The following is an 18475-nucleotide window of genomic DNA, read 5'->3' as shown; positions in this document are numbered from 1 at the left end:
AGTATTTTTATGTAAAAGAGATATATAAAGTTACAAAAAAAGCCCCACAATCAGGGGGCTTTTCTGTTTAAAATAATCCGTTTATTTCGGCATCAATGCGGTTGATTACGCTGCCCAAGTCTTCCGGGTTGTTAACGAAATCTACGTTGTCCACATCAATAATCAGTAATTTTCCTTTGTTATAGGTTTGTGCCCATGCTTCATACCTTTCGTTAAGACGGCTCAGGTATTCAATGGAAATAGTGTTTTCGTATTCACGCCCGCGTTTGTGAATTTGGGATACCAGATTGGGAATGGAACTTCTCAGATAAATCAATAAGTCGGGTGAGCCAACAAGATTTTCCATCATTTCGAATAAGGTGGAATAGTTCTCGAAATCGCGATTGCTCATCAGCCCCATGGTATGTAAATTCGGAGCGAATATGTGCGCATCCTCATAAATGGTTCGGTCCTGAATGATTTTTTTTCCGCTTTCACGGATTTGCAGTACCTGACGAAAACGGCTGTTCAGGAAGTAAATCTGCAGATTAAACGACCAACGATCCATAGAGTGGTAAAAGTCATCCAGATACGGATTGTCCACCACGTCTTCAAAATGTGGTTCCCATTTGAAATGTTTGGATAAAAGTCGGGTTAAAGTAGTTTTTCCGGCGCCAATGTTTCCTGCTACAGCTATATGCATTATGGTAAAAGTATTTTATAATTCCTGATTTCGTTGTTGGTAAAAATAGATAAAATTTGGTCTTTATAATAAAAACTGTCAAAGCTTTTTTCAGCAATCGGAAGGATTTGTGAAGTTTCTTTTTCCAGGTCGTAAATACTTAAAATAGTCCCTTTTTTTAACAGTACTTGTTTCGAAGAGATAAGTTGCATCGCATCAAAATCCGGAACCTTTCCGAGAAAATTGATTTTACCGAAAAGATTGGAAGCAAAGAGTTCCTGATCCTTGTTAATCCAATAAAAATAATTGTAATCCGATTGTGTGGCTGTAATGGGGGATTCAAAAGTAACCGTAATGGGATTGAACGTCCTTTTGAGATAATTGTATAGGCCGAGTTTCTGGCTTGCAAAATCGAACAGCCAAAGCTGGTTTTGGGACGCCATTCTTATCCATTGCGGCTGAAGTTCCGGATTGGTTTCCGAAAAAATGATTTTAACCGTTTCATTCAGTTGATTGTCCAATAGCACCACAGCGTTCATTCTTTTGTAAAACAGCACCAATTGCAACGGATTCTGGAGGTCGACCTGATCGATTTTTCCCAAAGAGATGTTTTTGTACTCCTGTTTTGTTTGATTGCTTTCTTTTCGGAGAACATTGTCTGTCAAAGTATAATTGTTGCCGAAAGCATCGCGTCCGATATAAGTTTGTGCCTCTGTTTTAAACGTTCCGACGTGCTTTAAAGAAATGTCATTCGGCTGACAAAATCCGGAAAACACACTTAGGAAAACAATGATTTTTATTAAATGTTGCATAAAAGCCAAAGTACAAATAAACCTTTTATAAAAACAGTAGTCTAACAAGATATTTTTGTAACAAAAAGTGGTTTCAATCGTCTTATCAATCTTAAATAACTAAAACATCATGAAAAATTTTTCATTTGCATTACTAGCATTACTTTGCTCAACGGTAGCTTCATTTGCTCAGGATTTTCAGGGGATGGCCGTGTATGAATCGAAAACAAGCACAGCCGATTTCAAGGCCAGGATGGACGGAAATAAAGAGATGACTCCGGAAATGAAAAAAATGATGGAGGAACGTATGAAGAAAATGTTCGAGAAAACATTCATTCTTAACTTTGATAAAACCAGTTCCATCTATAAAGAAGAAGAAAAATTAGAGGCTCCCGGACAAAGTGCCGGCCGTTTCAGAATGATGGGTTCCATGATGGGTGGAGGAGGAACCTACTATAAAAATGTAAAGGAGAAAACCTATACGGTGGATAAAGAATTCATGAGCAAAGAGTTTTTGGTGGTTGATTCCTTGCCGAAGCTAAATTGGAAGTTGAGCGGTGAGACAAAAAAAATAGGAGACTATACCTGCTATAAAGCCACGGCCATTAAACCGGTGAGTGCTTCCGATTTCAGAAACGCGCGTCTTAAAAAAGAAGAGGAGGCAAAAAAAGGGGAAGAATCCAAAGAGAAAAAAACAAATTTCATGGCTGAATTTGATATGCCGAAAGAAATCGAAATTACGGCATGGTACACTCCTGAAATCCCAATCAATCAGGGGCCTGAAGGTTACTGGGGATTACCGGGACTGATTTTAGAAGTAAACGATGGAAAAACCGTTATCATGTGTTCGAAACTGGTTATGAATTCGAAAGAGAAAGTAGAAATTAAACCGTCCAAAAAAGGAAAAGTAGTAAGCCAGAAAGAATACGATGAAATCGTAGTAAAGAAAATGGAAGAGATGCGAGAGCAATTCCAGACACAAGGCGGCAACAGAGGAGGAATAAGGATGGGGCATTAATTTAGTAACCCCCAATATTTAATTTTTATTCCCACTACTTTTTATGAAAAACATATACCTTGTTGTTCTGCTTTTTATAACAACAATAGCTTCCGCACAGGATGTGAAATTTGAAGGAGTCATCAAAGATACCACCGGTGTGGCTTTGGAGATGGCAAATATTATGGCCGTTAATCAGGCAACAAAAGCCATGGACGGTTATTCCATAACGAATGATAAAGGACGTTTTCAGATTTCGTTGAGTCCCAATACCACCTACGATATCAAGGTAAGCTATGTCGGTTATCAGCCTTATGCGACTACTATAAAAACCACAACCCAAAACATTATAAAGAATATTGTTCTGAAAGAAGGAACGATGCTTCAGGAAATCGAAATCGTGAAGGAAATGCCTGTTTCTATTAGTGGTGACACGATTATTTACAATTCGGATTCTTTCAGAAACGGTACCGAGCGGAAGTTAGAAGACGTCCTGAAAAAACTACCCGGAGTAGAGGTGAACAAGGATGGTGAAATTCAGGTGGAAGGCAAGAAAGTGCAGAAAATAATGGTGGAAGGCAAGGATTTCTTCGACGGAGATACCAAAATCGCAACCAAAAACATCCCTGCCGATGCTTTGGATAAAATTCAGGTACTTCGAAATTATAACGAAGTCTCCAATCTGAAAGGGCTTGAAAATAACGAGGAAAATGTAGCAATTAACATCAAACTGAAAGAAGGGAAAAAGAATTTCTGGTTTGGTGATGTCACTGCGGGAATCGGTGTCGGCCATGAAGAAGACCGGCATATTGTAAATCCGAAATTGTTTTATTATAATCCGAAATACAGCATCAATGTAATCGGTAACTTTAACAATATTGGTGAATTGCCGCTGACCATGCAGGATTATTTCAAATTTACCGGCGGATTCAAAAGTATGATGAAACGCGGTGGAACAAGTTTTAATGTGGCGTCCAACGATTTGGGAATAATGGGTCTGCGCAATAATCAGGCAATGGAAATTGATACGAAATTCGGAGCAGCCAATTTCAGTTATAATCCTTCAAAAGCATGGACGATAAGTGGTTTCGGGATTATGATGGGAAGTCAGACCGATTTGCTGACCAATGTGAAATCGACACGTATTGATCAAGGTAGTAATTCAACCACGTTCAATGACGAAACGGCGGCTACGAAACAAGACAGTAAATTAGGATTTTTTAAATTGAGTTCGAGCTATGTGCCTTCGGAAAAAGTACATTTTGACTACGATGCTTTGATTAAAGGATCCAAACAGGATGAAAATACGGCATTGATTTCCAATTCGACAATTACGAATAATAGTAATGGGACGTCGGTTCCGCAATACAATGATGTGTATTCGCAAAAGAAACAAAATCCGTTCTCTCTGAATCAGAACCTGAACTATTACTATACACTGAACGACAAGCATGTTTTTGCTTTTGAAATGCAGCATTTGTATCAGGACGAAGACCCTTTTTATAACGCAAATCTGGAAGTGTTGCCTTTTGCTCCTTTGTTAACCGGTTATATAGACGAGGGAACAGGGGTTCGTGATGATGTAAGTCAGAACCGTTTTGTTAAGACTAACAAAGTGGATACTAAGTTTGACTATTATTACATGGTAACGCCTAAGAGTAATATCAATTTCACTTTCGGGAATACTTATTCGTATCAGAATTTCAACTCCCATATTTTTCAGATTCTGGACAACGGTTCTCAGAATGATTTGAATGATCCGGCGAATAACAATGATGTGAATTATGCCTTTAATGATGTTTTTGCAGCCTTGCATTATAAGTTCATGACGGGAAAATTCACGTTCAATCCCGGATTCAGTGTGCACAATTATAATACCAATGATGAGCAGCTGGGAACTTCAAATAAGAACTCTTTCAGCCGATTCCTACCTGATTTCTACGCGCTGTGGCAATTGAAAAAATCAGAAACGCTGACGTATAATTATTCCATGACCAATAATTTTACCGATATTAATAAATTGGCCGAGGGGTATGTGTTTTCAAATTACAACAGTTTGTTTGGAGGAAATCGTATGCTGGAGAATTCGCTTTCTCAGGTGCATTCCCTGCGTTACTTCAAATACAACATGTTCAATTTCGAAAATATTTTTGCGAATCTTACCTATTCAAAACAAGTGGATGCGATAAAAAGCAAAGTGTTGTTTGTGGGAATTAATCAGATTTCATCATCGGTTAACATGGATTCTGCTTTTGCAGATGAGACCATTTCGGGTAGCGGAACTTACGGACGTTCTTTTCTTAAGTATTACAAAGCTTCTTTCGGCGCGAGCCTGAATTGGAGTAAGTTTAACAATATTCGTGTTGGTATCGATGGTGATGCCGATCCGAACAACAATCCGTCCGAAGTACAAACCACAGAATCCTATACGCAAAATTATAATCTGAAATTCTCAACCAATTTTAAAAAGATTCCGAATCTGGAACTTGCTTATAATTATACCGTAAACGATTTTTCGAGCGATACTTTTTATGTCGACAGTCCGTCGGTAACGTTAGAATATTATTTCCTGGATGCTTTTTCGTTTACTTCGGAATACTCCTTCTATCACAACCGAAACAAATCGGAAACCTCTGATACGGAATATGATTTCTTATCGGCCTCGTTAATGTATCAGAAGAAAAACAGCAAATGGGAGTGGAAATTATCGGGAACGAATTTATTGGATACGCAATCAATTAATGACAGTAGTTTTAGTCAGTTGGGAGGAACAAGCAGTTTTTCAACGTATGCCGTTCAGCCGCGTTATCTGATTTTGAGTCTGAAATATGCGTTATAGATTTTTAAATGTATGGAAACGAAACACGAAAAAATTGTAAAGATCACGAAGAGAATTGTTTTCATAAGTCTTGGGTTAATGTTTGCAGTAAGGTATTTTGATAATGGAAACTATTCTGATAAAAGTGTTTACATTACTGTTGGACTGGCTATGATGTCCTCGCTCGCTTTTTTGTACCGACTGAATTTCGAGATAAAGAACAAGCTATTTGATGTTAAGAAGAATCTGCCTTCAATAATTTTTTTGGTACTGACAATAGTGATTTTTATTCTTTTTTATATTTATGATATTGAATAAAACAAAAAAACCATCCGCCGAACGGATGGTTTTTTTTATGCTTGAACTTTAGGTTGAATTACAATCCGAAAGCTGTTTTTACTTTGTCTGTGAAATCTAATTTCTCCCACGTAAATAACTCAACGGTAACGGTTTTGCTTAAGCCCCCTGGAGCAGTAAAAGTTTTGGTGACGGTTTCCGGAGTTCTTCCCATGTGTCCGTAAGCAGCCGTTTCACTGTAAATAGGATTTCTTAATTTCAAACGTTGCTCAATAAAGTAAGGACGCATGTCAAAAATACTTTCCACCACTTTGCTGATTTCTCCGTCAGTTAAGTTAACCTTTGCAGTTCCGTAAGTGTTTACATTGATGGATGTTGGCTCAGCCACACCAATCGCATAAGAAACCTGTACTAAAATTTCTTCAGCCACTCCTGCAGCCACTAAGTTTTTAGCGATGTGGCGCGTAGCATAAGCTGCAGAACGGTCAACTTTAGAAGGATCTTTTCCGGAGAAAGCACCACCACCGTGAGCGCCTTTTCCGCCATAAGTATCCACGATAATTTTTCTGCCTGTTAAACCGGTATCGCCGTGAGGACCTCCAATTACGAATTTACCTGTTGGGTTGATGTGGTATTTGATAGCGTCATTGAATAAATGAGCGTACTGTGGATTTTTAGCAATTACTCTGGGAATCAAAATTTCAATGATATCCTTTTTGATTTTTGCTAACATTGTCGGTTCATCGGCAAAATCATCATGTTGCGTGGAAACTACAATGGCGTCAATACGAACCGGTTTGTTATCGTCAGAATACTCTAAAGTAACCTGAGATTTAGCATCCGGACGTAAGTAACTGATTTCATTGTTTTCTCTTCTTAGGTCAGCCAACTCCTGTAATAACTGATGCGATAATTTCAATGCTAAAGGCATGAATTCCGCTGTTTCATTGGTGGCATAGCCAAACATCATTCCCTGGTCACCCGCACCTTGTTCTTCTTTGCTTGCTCTGTCAACTCCTTGGTTAATATCGGCAGATTGCTCATGAATGGCAGATAAAACACCACAAGAGTTTGCTTCGAACATGTATTCGCTTTTTGTATAACCAATTTTCTTGATTACATCTCTTGCGATAGTTTGTACATCTAAGTAAGTGTTTGATTTTACCTCACCGGCTAAAATTACCTGACCTGTTGTAACTAACGTTTCACAAGCTACTTTAGACTCAGGGTCGAATGCCAAAAAGTTATCAATTAATGCGTCTGAAATTTGATCCGCAACTTTGTCAGGATGTCCTTCACTCACTGATTCTGACGTAAATAAATAAGCCATAATTAAATTGTTTTAAATTTAAGCGAGGAAAAATAATTGCAGGATTTGCCTAAGGAGTAGTAGTTACTGCTTTAGCATTTTTTTGATACCGAAGTAATTCCGGTGTCAGAGGTTGCAATCAGTTCAAATTTTTCCTCTTGTTTTCGTTTGCAAATGTATGAAACGATTTTAGATTTCAAATTAAATTTTGCTTTTTTAGTTGATTTTGTTTGAAAAGTAAAATACAGGATAAGGTTTTTAAATCTAAAAAGAATCTGTGCTACTTGTTATTAGTATAAAAAATCGTACATTAGGAACTTCTAATCTTTTAAAAAAAACATCGGTATGAGAAAAAAATTACTTTTATTAGGTTTTGGATTTGCTTCTGTTTTGGTTAATGGGCAAAATTTGTTCAATTTTGGATTTGATGGTACTACAGCCAGTATGATTGCGGCAGGTTGGCAATCTACAAATCAAAGTTCACCGGTAGGGGCTGGAACCTGGCAAAATGCGGCTTTTACATTGCCACTTACAGGTCCCATATTTGGGAGTGGAAATACAACTACTATTCCTGTAGGTCAAGCAGGGGGTAATAACTCTTTTGCGTTGGTGAATTACACAAGTACAACCGGTGCGGGAACAATTAGTAACTGGTTAATTACACCGAATATCAATGTTATGAATGGAGACGTCATTACTTTTTGGTCAAGAAAAGGGACTGATGGAACGACTGACTATCCGGATCGATTGGAGTTAAGGATGAGTACCGCGGCTTCTACTGTGGTGCCTTCGGGAGGTTCGGCTGATCTGGGAAGTTTTACCACTTTGGCGTTAACAATTAACCCAACTTTGGCGGCAGGATTCGTTTATCCAAAAGTATGGACGCAATATTCCTATACGGTAACAGGTGTGCCTACGGCAACCAACGTGAAATTTGCATTCAGATATTTTGTGACGAATGGAGGGCCTTCCGGTGCTAATTCCGATATCATAGGAATTGATTCTTTCTCTGTAAACAGAACAATGGGTACAAACGATTTTTTTGCTGAAAACTTTTCGATTTTTCCAAACCCTGCTTCGAGTGTGTTGAATTTTTCGACCAAAAACAGTGCTCAAATCGAAGCAATCCAGATTTTAGATCTGAACGGGCGTATTGTAAAGACCAATGTGTTGAATGGGGTTTCTGAAGCTCAAGTAAATGTATCCGAATTGAATTCAGGGGTGTATTTTGTTGATATTACATCGAGTGAAGGTAAAGCGACTACTAAGTTTGTTAAAAATTAAATGGATCGCTTTTGAATATCCATTCGCAATTAAAAATGTTAAAATTTACTTTTTTGTTTGGTCATGTAAAAATTAGTTCTCAATTTTGCAGCATCAAATAAGAGAAAAAATGAACTCAATTAAACGAAATATGTATACTTGTAAGTGGAAATCATCCGCAGAGTGCGCTATTGTTTAAATTGAAAGTCAAAATCAAAATATACAGTTAAAGCCTCTGCAAACCGCAGGGGCTTTTTTTTTGAGTATATTCTGAAAAAAAGTAAACTGAAAAAAATTAAAAATGAAAACAATAACAACCAATAATAAGTTTATTAAACGTATGAAGTGCAATTATATGTACCACATGCACCATTATTGTTACCGACATCGGATGAGTTAATCTCAAGTTATAGTTCAAACTGTAAAAGTCCTTTTGGTAACGAATCCGAAAGGACTTTTTTATTTTAAAATCAATTTCAATCAAATAAAAATTTATATCATGACAGCTTTAAAAAACAAAATAAAAAGAATACAATCGATAGTTTCATCCATAGAAAACGCACAGAGCAGTTTGTTGGAAACACAGTTCTTAACAGTGAATGAGGACGCAGTCGCCGATTCAGAATTACTGATCTTACAGATCAATGCTGAGGAAAACGAATTCCTGTTTATCTAATTCCAAAACGAAAAACCAGAAGGTATAAGTAATAGCATAGTGGTGATAAAAGGAGTTTCGGGGCTCGACAATCAGTTTTTGGTAAAAACCAACGACTTCAATGTAACCATCAGTAATTCGGTTGCAAGGGAATCCGGAGAAGGGCCAAGTCCAACAGATTATTTACTCGCAGGTTTTGCCGGCAGTATTAATGCGGTCGGTTTAATTGTCGCGAAAGAATTGGGTATCGAATTGCAATCGTTGGAAGTGGAAATTATCGGAGAATTGGAGACCAAAAAAATAAACGGGATACAGACGCGTTCCAGGGCCGGTTTCAGAAAAATTGATGTGGTAGTAAAACCGATTTCAGATGCGCCGCTCGTATTGTTGAAAGAATGGATAGATACCGTAAAAGGAAGATGTCCGCTACGCGACAATCTTATTAATTCGACGCCAGTGATACTGACTTTAGTAAAAGAATACAATCAGCACGATGCTGCTTAGTTAATAATTGTTTTGTTTGTTTTTAAACTGCCTCCCGATGAAATTTTGACGGAGGCGGTTTTATTTTGAAGAAGAAACAAACGAGAGGGTTGTCAAAGTGGTAACTGAAAAAACAACTGAAAATAAATTTAAAACTGAATAAATTCGGAAAAAAAAACCGTTTTATTTTTTTATTTAGAAAAAATATCTAAATTTGCAGCACCATAAAAAAATAGAAATGAGAAGAGTTGAGCAAATGATCATGTGTATGATGTGGAAAGAACTTCCGCAGAGGGCGTTTTTTGCTTAATTCTATCAAATGAATTTACAGCTAAAACCTCTGCTTTGCAGAGGTTTTTTTATGGAAAAAAGTAGAGATTTAATTTAGTATGCTGTGAAAGCAGGTTGTTTTTTAAAGAAAAGTAAATATGAGCGCATTAAAAAAAACAGATATTTTTGACTTCACCTTGCAAAACGGGGTGAATAAAAGCTGGTTGCCTTTGTATTATCAGGTTTTTGGTCAGCCAATCGGAACGGCTCCGGTGGTTTTGGTGAATCATGCTTTAACCGGAAATTCTCAGGTAACCGGAGAAAAAGGTTGGTGGAATGCATTGATCGGCGAAAATAAAATCATCGATACTGAACTGTATACGGTAATCGCCTTCAATATTCCCGGCAATGGTTTTGATGGCAATTCTGAAGATCTGATTCCGAATTACAAAGATTTTACTGCAGAATATATAGCCAAACTTTTCTGGAAAGGACTGAATTCATTGGGAATTTATCGACTCTTTGCGGTAATTGGCGGAAGCTTAGGAGGAGGTATTGCCTGGGAAATGGCTTTTTTACAACCGAATAATATTCAGCATTTAATTCCGATTGCTTCTGATTGGAAAGCTTCGGATTGGCTGATTGCGAATGTTCTGGTGCAGGATCAGATTCTGAATAATTCCAGCAATCCCATTCATGATGCCCGAATGCACGCCATGTTGCTGTACCGAACGCCGGAATCGTTAAAGGCAAAATTCAACCGAACCAAAAACGACAATCAGGATTTGTTTCAGATAGAAAGTTGGTTGCTGCACCACGGGAAAAAACTGGAGAGCCGTTTTGAATTAGCCGCTTACAAACTGATGAATCACCTCTTGAAAACCATTGGAGAAAATATGGATAGCGAACAGTTGTTGGCTTTTGCCGAAGAAACCACCACCCAGATTCATCTGATAGCCGTGAATTCCGATTATTTTTTCACCGCCGACGAAAATCGGGAAACATTTGAGATTTTGAAAAAAGTAACAAATCAGGTTTCTTATAATGAAATCCAATCCATTCACGGACACGACGCTTTTTTAATCGAGTTCGAACAATTAAGCGGTATTCTTAAAAACATATTTGCAACTACTAAACTAAAAACTATACTAGCATGAAAATTTTAAAATTCGGCGGAAAATCGTTAGCCTATGGCGAAGGTTTTGATAAAGCCATCAGCATTATTTTAGACAAAGTCAAGAAACAGGAGAAAATCGCAGTAGTCGTTTCGGCGATCGGAAATGCAACGGACGAACTGGAGGAAATTCTGGAAAAAGCCAAAAAAAATGAAGTCTACCGCGAACAATTGGAAAACTTCAAAAACTACCAGAAAGGAAATTCATCTGCCGATCTGACTTCAGAATTTACCCTTTTGGAAAAATTATACGAAGGCGTAGCGCTTTTAGGCGATTACAGTAAAAAAATCAAAGACAATGTGTTGGCACAAGGCGAAGTGATTTCAGGAAAAGTGGTAACCCAAGCACTGAAAGAAAAAGGAATCAATGCCAATTTCTCCGATACGCGCCAACTGATTAAAACCGATGCGAAATTCGGCAACGCCCAACCGGTCGACGCGATTTCACGTAAAAACGTACAGTCGCATTTCAAAAGCAACAACGGAACCACTGTAAATATCGTAACGGGTTTTATCGCTTCGAGCACCGATAACGAAACCACCACTTTGGGCAGAAACGGAAGTAATTTTACCGCTTCATTGTTAGCTAATTATCTTGAAGCCGAAGAACTGCAGAGCTTCACACATGTAGACGGCATCTTCACCGCGAATCCCGATTTAGTGCCGGACGCCCAGAAAATCGATCAGCTTTCTTTTGAAGAAGCGAACGAGATTGCCACTTTTGGTGCGACGATTCTTCACGCGAAAACCATCATTCCGCTTATCGAAAAGAAAATTCCACTCCGAATTTTAAATACCTTCAACCATACGCACAACGGAACATTAATCAATTCCGAAAATTCAAGAAAAGGTATCAAATCGCTTTCTGTTTTGGAAAATGTGACGCTGGTAAATTTAGAAGGCCGCGGTTTGTTAGGGAAACCCGGAATTGATGCCCGTATTTTCAGGGCTTTGGCCCAAAATAACATCAGTGTGAGTATCATTTCGCAAGGGTCTTCGGAGCGTGGTATCGGTTTGGTAGTGGAATCCAAAGACGCCCAAAAAGCAAAAGATGCGATTGAAGCTGAATTCGAATTGGATTTCTATACCCACGATGTAAGCAGTGTGTATCTGACCGAAAATGTGTCGGTGATTTCGATTATCGGACAGGAATTGGCGACCTTCAATAAACCATACGACGCCTTAATCCGCAATCAGATTGTTCCGATTCTGTTTAATAATACCGTAACTGGAAAAAACGTGAGTTTGGTGGTGGAAAGAGTTCAGCTTAAAAAAGCGCTGAATGTCATTCACAGTGAAATTTTCGGCATCACCAAAAAAGTAAACCTGGTGGTGTTCGGACACGGAACCGTTGGGAAAACCTTAATCAACCAATTGTTGGAAACCCGCGAAAACATTATTCAGCGTAAAGGAATCGAATTGAATATCGTGGCGATTGCAAATTCCCGTCAGTTTATTTTTGATGCCAAAGGGGTTTCCAAAAAATGGCAATCGGAATTGGAAAGTTCCACTCAAAAATCATCCATCGAAGGAATTCTAAAAGCGGTAAAAGAACATCATTTAGGAAATCTAATTGCTGTCGATACCACAGCAAGCAAAGATTTCGTAACCAATTATGTAGAGTTGATTAAAAACGGATTCGATCTGGTTTCAGCCAATAAAATTGCGAATACCAAAGAATATAGTTTCTATAAAAACCTGCGCGAAAACCTTCATTTTTACCAAAAGAATTATTTATACGAAACTAATGTAGGTGCTGGATTACCGTTAATTGATACGATTCGTCTGTTGCACCATTCCGGTGAGAACATTACAAGAATCCGTGGTGTTTTTTCGGGAACGCTGAGTTATTTGTTCAATACGTTTTCAACTTCCGATAAAAACTTTAGCGACGTGTTAAACGAAGCGATTGAAAAAGGTTTCACTGAACCCGATCCACGAGAAGATTTAAACGGAAACGACGTAGGGCGAAAATTATTGATCCTAGCCCGAGAATTGGATTTAAGCAACGAATTCTCCGAAGTGAAAATCCAAAACCTGATTCCCGAAAACCTGAGAGAAGGCAGTGTTTCCGAATTCCTTGCCCGATTGGAAGAACTGAACCCGATTTATCTGAACACCAAAAACAATCAGGCTGAAAATCATGTGTTGCGTTATGTGGGAGATCTGTCCGGCGATTTATCGGTAGAAAACGGTGCGAGTCTAGAAGTGAGTCTGGTTTCCGTACCGAAGGAAAGTTCGCTGGGACAATTAAAAGGATCCGATTCCATTTTTGAAATCTATACCGAATCTTACGGAGAGCATCCTATCGTAATTCAGGGCGCCGGAGCGGGAGCGGCCGTAACTGCGAGAGGAGTTTTTGGCGACATTTTACGATTGGCAGAAAAAAGTAAATAATTATAATACACAACAACAATATACAATGAGCAATTCAGAATTCGGCTTCGAAACCCAAGCCATCCGCACCCAAACCGAACGTTCCCAATATCTGGAGCATTCCGTTCCGTTATATTTGACCTCCAGTTTCGTTTTTGAAGATGCGGAGGATATGAGAGCGTCCTTTACTGAGGAGAAGGAACGTAATATTTACAGCCGCTTCAGTAATCCAAACACCTCGGAATTCGTGGAAAAAATCTGCAAAATGGAAGGCGCCGAAGCGGGTTATGCTTTTGCGACGGGAATGGCGGCAATCTATTCCACTTTTGCGGCGCTGCTAGAATCTGGCGATCATATCGTTTCGGTGGGAAGTGTTTTTGGTTCGACACACACCTTATTCACTAAATACTTTCCGAAGTGGAACATCACCACAAGTTATTTCGATATCAACAAGCCGGAAACGATTGAGGATTTTATACAACCCAATACTAAAATCCTTTTTGCAGAATCACCAACCAATCCGGCTGTGGATATCATCGATTTGGAATTATTAGGGCAAATTGCCAAAAAACACAACCTGATTTTAATCATCGACAACTGTTTCGCCACGCCGTACCTTCAGAATCCGATTCAATTCGGAGCCGATTTGGTAGTGCATTCCGCTACGAAATTAATCGACGGTCAAGGAAGAGTTTTAGGTGGAATCACGGTAGGTCGCGAAGATTTGATTCGTGAAATTTATTTGTTTTCAAGAAATACCGGTCCGGCCCTGTCGCCATTTAATGCGTGGGTATTGTCAAAAAGTCTGGAAACCCTTCCGGTTCGCGTGGAAAAACACTGCGAAAACGCCTTAAAAGTAGCCGAGTTCTTGGAAAACCATCCGAATGTGAATAAGGTGAAATATCCATTTTTGAAATCGCATCCGCAGTATGAAATCGCCAAAAAACAAATGCGTTTGGGTGGAAATATTGTAGCGTTTGAAATCAAAGGCGGCATCGAGGCTGGTAGAAAGTTTTTGGACAAAATCCAGTTGTGCTCGCTTTCGGCAAATTTAGGCGATACGCGAACTATTGTTACGCATCCGGCATCCACGACGCACAGTAAATTATCGGAAGAAGAACGTCTGGCGGTAAGTATTACGGATGGATTGGTGCGTGTTTCTGTAGGATTGGAAACCGTTCAGGATGTTATCAATGATTTGCAACAGGCTTTGGGTTGGTTTTTAAGAATAAAAAACTATAAAAAATAGTAGTTGTAGAGTATAAATCTGATTTTATGTAAAAATAAGATGTAATATGGAAAATATTTCTAAATATGAATTTTATTATTACATTTGCACCGTTCTTATACACACTGAACCGTTATCACGAAAGCTGGAGGGAATAGACCCAATGAAAGCTTAGCAACCTCCAACAAGGAAAGGTGCTACATTCTAACTCGCCTCGGCGGTATAGATAACAAAGAGTATTTTCTTAAATATTCTCCCTGTATTTCCTGATAACTTTTTTATGTGATTTTTGGAGCGAATGGCTTGCGCTTTTTTGCAGTCCATGTTCCCGCTATCCGCTATATTTTTATACCTGACAGGTTTCGAAAACCTGTCAGGTATAAAAGATACCGCTACTATCGGGGCTAGTTAATGAATTTTGTGAATCTCTGGGTTTCTTTGTGAAACTCCGTGAAATAATAAAGATATGTCAAAAATACACGAAGCCATAAAAAACCGAATCCTAATCCTCGACGGAGCAATGGGGACGATGCTGCAACGCTACAAATTCGAAGAAGAAGATTTTCGGGGAGAGCGTTTCAAAGATTTTCCGCATCCGTTAAAAGGGAACAACGATTTGTTGTCGTTAACCCAGCCCGAAGCCGTAAAAGAAGTGCACCGCGCCTATTTTGCTGCCGGAGCCGATATTGTCGAAACCAACACGTTTTCGGGAACCACTATCGGAATGGCTGATTATCATCTGGAAGATCTGGTGTATGAGTTAAACTATCAATCGGCAAAAATAGCCAGAGAAGTAGCGGACGAATTCACCGACAGACCACGATTTGTAGCCGGTTCCATCGGACCAACCAACCGAACGGCGTCCATGTCACCCGATGTGAACGATCCGGGATTCCGTGCCGTAACGTTTGACGAACTGCGAATTGCCTACAAAGAACAGGTAGAAGCGCTGATTGACGGAGGAAGTGATATTTTATTGGTGGAAACCATCTTCGATACGTTAAATGCAAAAGCGGCCTTATTCGCCATCGAAGAAGTAAAGGAAGAACGAAATATAGATATTCCCATCATGGTGTCCGGAACGATTACGGATGCTTCAGGCAGAACCTTGTCCGGGCAAACCGTGGAAGCCTTCTTAATTTCGATTTCACACATTCCGTTGTTGAGTGTCGGATTCAATTGCGCTTTAGGAGCCGATCAGTTGAAACCGTATTTAAAACGACTGGCACACAATACTTCGTTTAATATTTCAGCGCATCCCAATGCAGGATTGCCTAACGCTTTCGGTCAGTACGACCAAACTGCGGAAGAAATGCAGGCATTAATCAAGGAATATTTAGACGATAATTTAATCAATATCATCGGTGGTTGTTGCGGTACCACACCGGAACATATCAAGCTAATTGCTGAAGTAGCCGCCAATTACAAACCAAGAATACTGGAGGAAGCATAATGAGCGAAGGAGCAAGCAATAAATATTTAAAACTATCGGGACTGGAACCTTTAATCGTTACTCCCGAAACGAATTTCGTGAACGTAGGGGAACGTACAAACGTAACCGGTTCGCGAAAGTTTTTGCGTTTAATCAAAGAAGAAAACTACGAAGAAGCACTTGATATCGCCCGTGCCCAAGTGGAAGGCGGCGCGCAGATCATCGACATCAATATGGATGAAGGAATGTTGGACGGCGTGTATGCGATGACCAAATTCCTAAACCTGATTGCTTCCGAACCAGATATTTCAAGGGTTCCGGTAATGATTGACAGTTCGAAATGGGAAATCATTGAAGCCGGACTGAAAGTTGCACAAGGAAAATGTGTGGTGAATTCCATCAGTTTGAAAGAAGGTGAGGAAACGTTTATCCATCATGCCAAATTGGTGAAACGCTATGGCGCGGCAGTAATTGTGATGGCTTTTGACGAAGTCGGTCAGGCCGATAACTACGAACGCCGCATTGAAATCTGTAAGCGTTCCTATGATATTTTAGTAGATAAAGTTGGCTTTCCTGCCGAAGACATTATTTTCGATCCCAACATTTTTCCAGTTGCAACCGGTATGGAAGAACACCGTCGCAATGCCTTGGATTTCTTTTTAGGAACCAAATGGATTCGCGAAAATCTTCCTTATGCCAACGTGAGCGGAGGCGTGAGTAATGTTTCGTTCTCGTTCAGAGGAAATGATAAAGTACGTGAAGCAATGCATTCGGCGTTTTTGTACCACGCGATTCAGCACGGAATGACGATGGGAATCGTAAATCCGGAAATGTTGGAAGTGTACGATGAAATCGATAAAAATTTATTGGAACACGTAGAAGATGTATTGCTCGACAGACGCGATGATGCTACAGAAAGACTTCTGGAATTGGCCGAAAGTTTCAAAGGTGATGTAAAAGTCAATGAAAAGCAGATTCAGGAATGGAGAAGCGGTTCCTTACAAGACCGAATCACACATGCTTTGGTAAAAGGAATCGATGAGTTTATCGAAGTGGATGTGGAAGAAGCCAGACAAACGGTTGCAAGACCTATCGAAGTGATTGAAATCAACCTGATGACGGGGATGAATGTGGTGGGGGATTTGTTCGGTAGCGGAAAAATGTTTTTGCCACAAGTAGTGAAATCCGCCCGTGTGATGAAAAAAGCTGTTGCGTATTTGTTGCCTTATATAGAAGCGGAAAAAGACGGAAAATCATCAAGTGCCGGAAAAGTACTGATGGCTACCGTAAAAGGCGATGTGCACGATATTGGTAAAAATATCGTATCGGTGGTTTTGGCCTGTAATAATTTCGAAATCATCGATTTGGGGGTGATGGTGCCACCGGAAAAAATCATCGAAACAGCGATTAAAGAAAATGTGGATATCATCGGGTTGAGCGGATTGATCACGCCATCATTAGATGAAATGGTGTATCTGGCCAAAGAAATGGACAAGCGTAACATCAAAATTCCAATCATGATTGGAGGTGCTACCACATCCAGAGCGCATACGGCAGTAAAAATTGCTCCGGAGTACCGTGAAACCGTGGTGCATGTAAACGATGCTTCACGAGCGGTAACCGTGGCCGGAAATTTATTAAACAAGGATAAAAAAATATACGCAAGTACCATCAGATCGGAATACGAAACGTTCCGCGAAACATTTTTAAACCGCCAACGCGATAAAAGTTATCTGAAAATCGAACAGGCAAGAGCGAATAAATTACAGTTGAACTGGGAAGAATTCCAACCCAAAAAACCAAATTTCATTGGCGTAAAAACCATTGAAGTGAAACTGGGTGAATTGGTTCCGTACATCGATTGGACGCCGTTTTTTCAATCTTGGCAATTGTTCGGAAAATATCCGGCCATCTTAACCGATAAGGTAGTTGGCGAACAAGCGACGATTTTGTTCGACGATGCACAAAGAATGTTGCAACAGCTGTTGGAAGAAAACTGGTTAACGGCAAAAGGAATTTACGGCATTTTCCCTGCGAATCAGGTGAATGATGACGATATCGAATTGTATGACGAAAACGGAAACGTGTTGGAGACATTCCTAACGCTTCGTCAGCAATCGCAAAAAACCATAGGGGCGCCTAATATAGCACTGTCTGATTTCATTTCCCCAAAAGAACTTAGAAAAGAAGATTACATGGGCGCCTTTTGTGTTACAACCGGTTTCGGTGTGGATGAAAAAGCGAAAGCCTTTGAAGAAAACAACGACGATTACAGTTCTATTATGGTGAAGGCATTGGGGGATCGTTTTGCAGAAGCGTTCGCCGAATATTTGCACGAGAAGATTCGTAAGGAAATTTGGGGCTACGCCACTGATGAGGTGTTGAGTAACGACGACCTTATTTCCGAAAAATACAAAGGAATCCGTCCAGCTCCGGGCTATCCTGCCTGCCCAGACCATTTGGAGAAACCAACCATTTGGAAACTTTTAAATGTGGAAGAAAACATCGGCGTGACATTAACGGAAAGCATGGCAATGTGGCCGGCTTCCTCGGTTTCCGGTTATTATTTTGGCCATCCGGAAAGTAAGTATTTCGGACTCGGAAAGATAAAAGAAGACCAAGTGCGAGATTATGCCAAACGAAGAAATTGTACGTACGAACATGCCGAAAAATGGCTGAATCCAAATATTGCTGATTAACGATTTCTGAGGCAAGGCATAA

At 39.6% G+C, this 18475-nt stretch carries 13 protein-coding genes and 1 riboswitch; of the genes, 10 read left to right on the top strand and 3 right to left on the bottom strand.

The genetic code is table 11. The features are described from left to right. Window positions 1-67: 67 nt before the first annotated feature. Window positions 68-682 carry a deoxynucleoside kinase gene (locus FLJC2902T_RS00270; protein WP_023577769.1) on the bottom strand — a complete coding sequence of 205 codons (615 nt, stop codon included), beginning with the start codon at window positions 680-682 and terminating at the stop codon, window positions 68-70. Then, entirely contained in the window at window positions 682-1473 is a 792-nt protein-coding gene (locus FLJC2902T_RS00265; RefSeq protein ID WP_035676518.1) for a hypothetical protein, read from the bottom strand. The genes FLJC2902T_RS00270 and FLJC2902T_RS00265 overlap by 1 nt, the downstream gene beginning before the upstream one ends. A gap of 109 nt (window positions 1474-1582) precedes the next feature. Here FLJC2902T_RS00265 and FLJC2902T_RS00260 point away from each other — a divergent pair, with 109 nt between their 5' ends. After that, on the top strand, window positions 1583-2470 hold the full coding sequence (locus FLJC2902T_RS00260; RefSeq protein ID WP_023577768.1) for a GLPGLI family protein: 888 nt from the start codon (window positions 1583-1585) through the stop codon (window positions 2468-2470). A 43-nt stretch (window positions 2471-2513) separates the two neighbouring features. Further along, window positions 2514-5288 carry a carboxypeptidase-like regulatory domain-containing protein gene (locus tag FLJC2902T_RS00255; RefSeq protein WP_023577767.1) on the top strand — a complete coding sequence of 925 codons (2775 nt, stop codon included), beginning with the start codon at window positions 2514-2516 and terminating at the stop codon, window positions 5286-5288. A 355-nt stretch (window positions 5289-5643) separates the two neighbouring features. Here FLJC2902T_RS00255 and metK read toward each other — a convergent pair whose 3' ends face one another. Further along, window positions 5644-6894, bottom strand: coding sequence for a methionine adenosyltransferase (gene metK / locus FLJC2902T_RS00245; RefSeq protein WP_023577765.1), 1251 nt, complete (start codon window positions 6892-6894; stop codon window positions 5644-5646). Window positions 6895-7218: 324 nt separating this feature from the next. Here metK and FLJC2902T_RS15645 point away from each other — a divergent pair, with 324 nt between their 5' ends. The 8 genes from FLJC2902T_RS15645 (at window position 7219) to metH (ending at window position 18453) form a co-directional block, all read left to right on the top strand. Then, window positions 7219-8157 (top strand): T9SS-dependent choice-of-anchor J family protein, encoded by a 939-nt coding sequence (locus tag FLJC2902T_RS15645; RefSeq protein WP_023577764.1) that lies wholly within the window; start codon window positions 7219-7221, stop codon window positions 8155-8157. A 478-nt stretch (window positions 8158-8635) separates the two neighbouring features. Next, the gene (locus FLJC2902T_RS00235) at window positions 8636-8812 is read left to right on the top strand and encodes a hypothetical protein (RefSeq protein ID WP_155958835.1); all 177 of its coding nucleotides are present in this window, start codon (window positions 8636-8638) and stop codon (window positions 8810-8812) included. A 42-nt stretch (window positions 8813-8854) separates the two neighbouring features. After that, the gene (locus FLJC2902T_RS00230) at window positions 8855-9295 is read left to right on the top strand and encodes an OsmC family protein (RefSeq protein ID WP_023577762.1); all 441 of its coding nucleotides are present in this window, start codon (window positions 8855-8857) and stop codon (window positions 9293-9295) included. Window positions 9296-9702: 407 nt separating this feature from the next. Then, window positions 9703-10701 (top strand): alpha/beta fold hydrolase, encoded by a 999-nt coding sequence (locus tag FLJC2902T_RS00225; protein ID WP_023577761.1) that lies wholly within the window; start codon window positions 9703-9705, stop codon window positions 10699-10701. Then, the gene (thrA, locus tag FLJC2902T_RS00220; RefSeq protein ID WP_035676512.1) at window positions 10698-13115 is read left to right on the top strand and encodes a bifunctional aspartate kinase/homoserine dehydrogenase I; all 2418 of its coding nucleotides are present in this window, start codon (window positions 10698-10700) and stop codon (window positions 13113-13115) included. Before FLJC2902T_RS00225 ends, thrA begins: the two co-directional genes overlap by 4 nt. A gap of 25 nt (window positions 13116-13140) precedes the next feature. After that, on the top strand, window positions 13141-14343 hold the full coding sequence (locus FLJC2902T_RS00215; protein ID WP_023577759.1) for a trans-sulfuration enzyme family protein: 1203 nt from the start codon (window positions 13141-13143) through the stop codon (window positions 14341-14343). 109 nt (window positions 14344-14452) lie between these two features. After that, window positions 14453-14555, top strand: a riboswitch (SAM riboswitch). A 233-nt stretch (window positions 14556-14788) separates the two neighbouring features. Beyond that, entirely contained in the window at window positions 14789-15775 is a 987-nt protein-coding gene (locus FLJC2902T_RS00210; protein WP_023577757.1) for a homocysteine S-methyltransferase family protein, read from the top strand. After that, complete coding sequence (gene metH / locus FLJC2902T_RS00205) at window positions 15775-18453, top strand: methionine synthase (RefSeq protein ID WP_035676509.1); 2679 nt, start codon at window positions 15775-15777, stop codon at window positions 18451-18453. Before FLJC2902T_RS00210 ends, metH begins: the two co-directional genes overlap by 1 nt. Window positions 18454-18475: the final 22 nt, after the last annotated feature.

The sequence above is a fragment of the Flavobacterium limnosediminis JC2902 genome, from assembly GCF_000498535.1.
In the GTDB taxonomy this organism is placed as follows: domain Bacteria; phylum Bacteroidota; class Bacteroidia; order Flavobacteriales; family Flavobacteriaceae; genus Flavobacterium; species Flavobacterium limnosediminis.
Note: the sequence above shows the minus strand (reverse complement) of the source record. Positions and strands in the feature narration are given on the sequence as shown.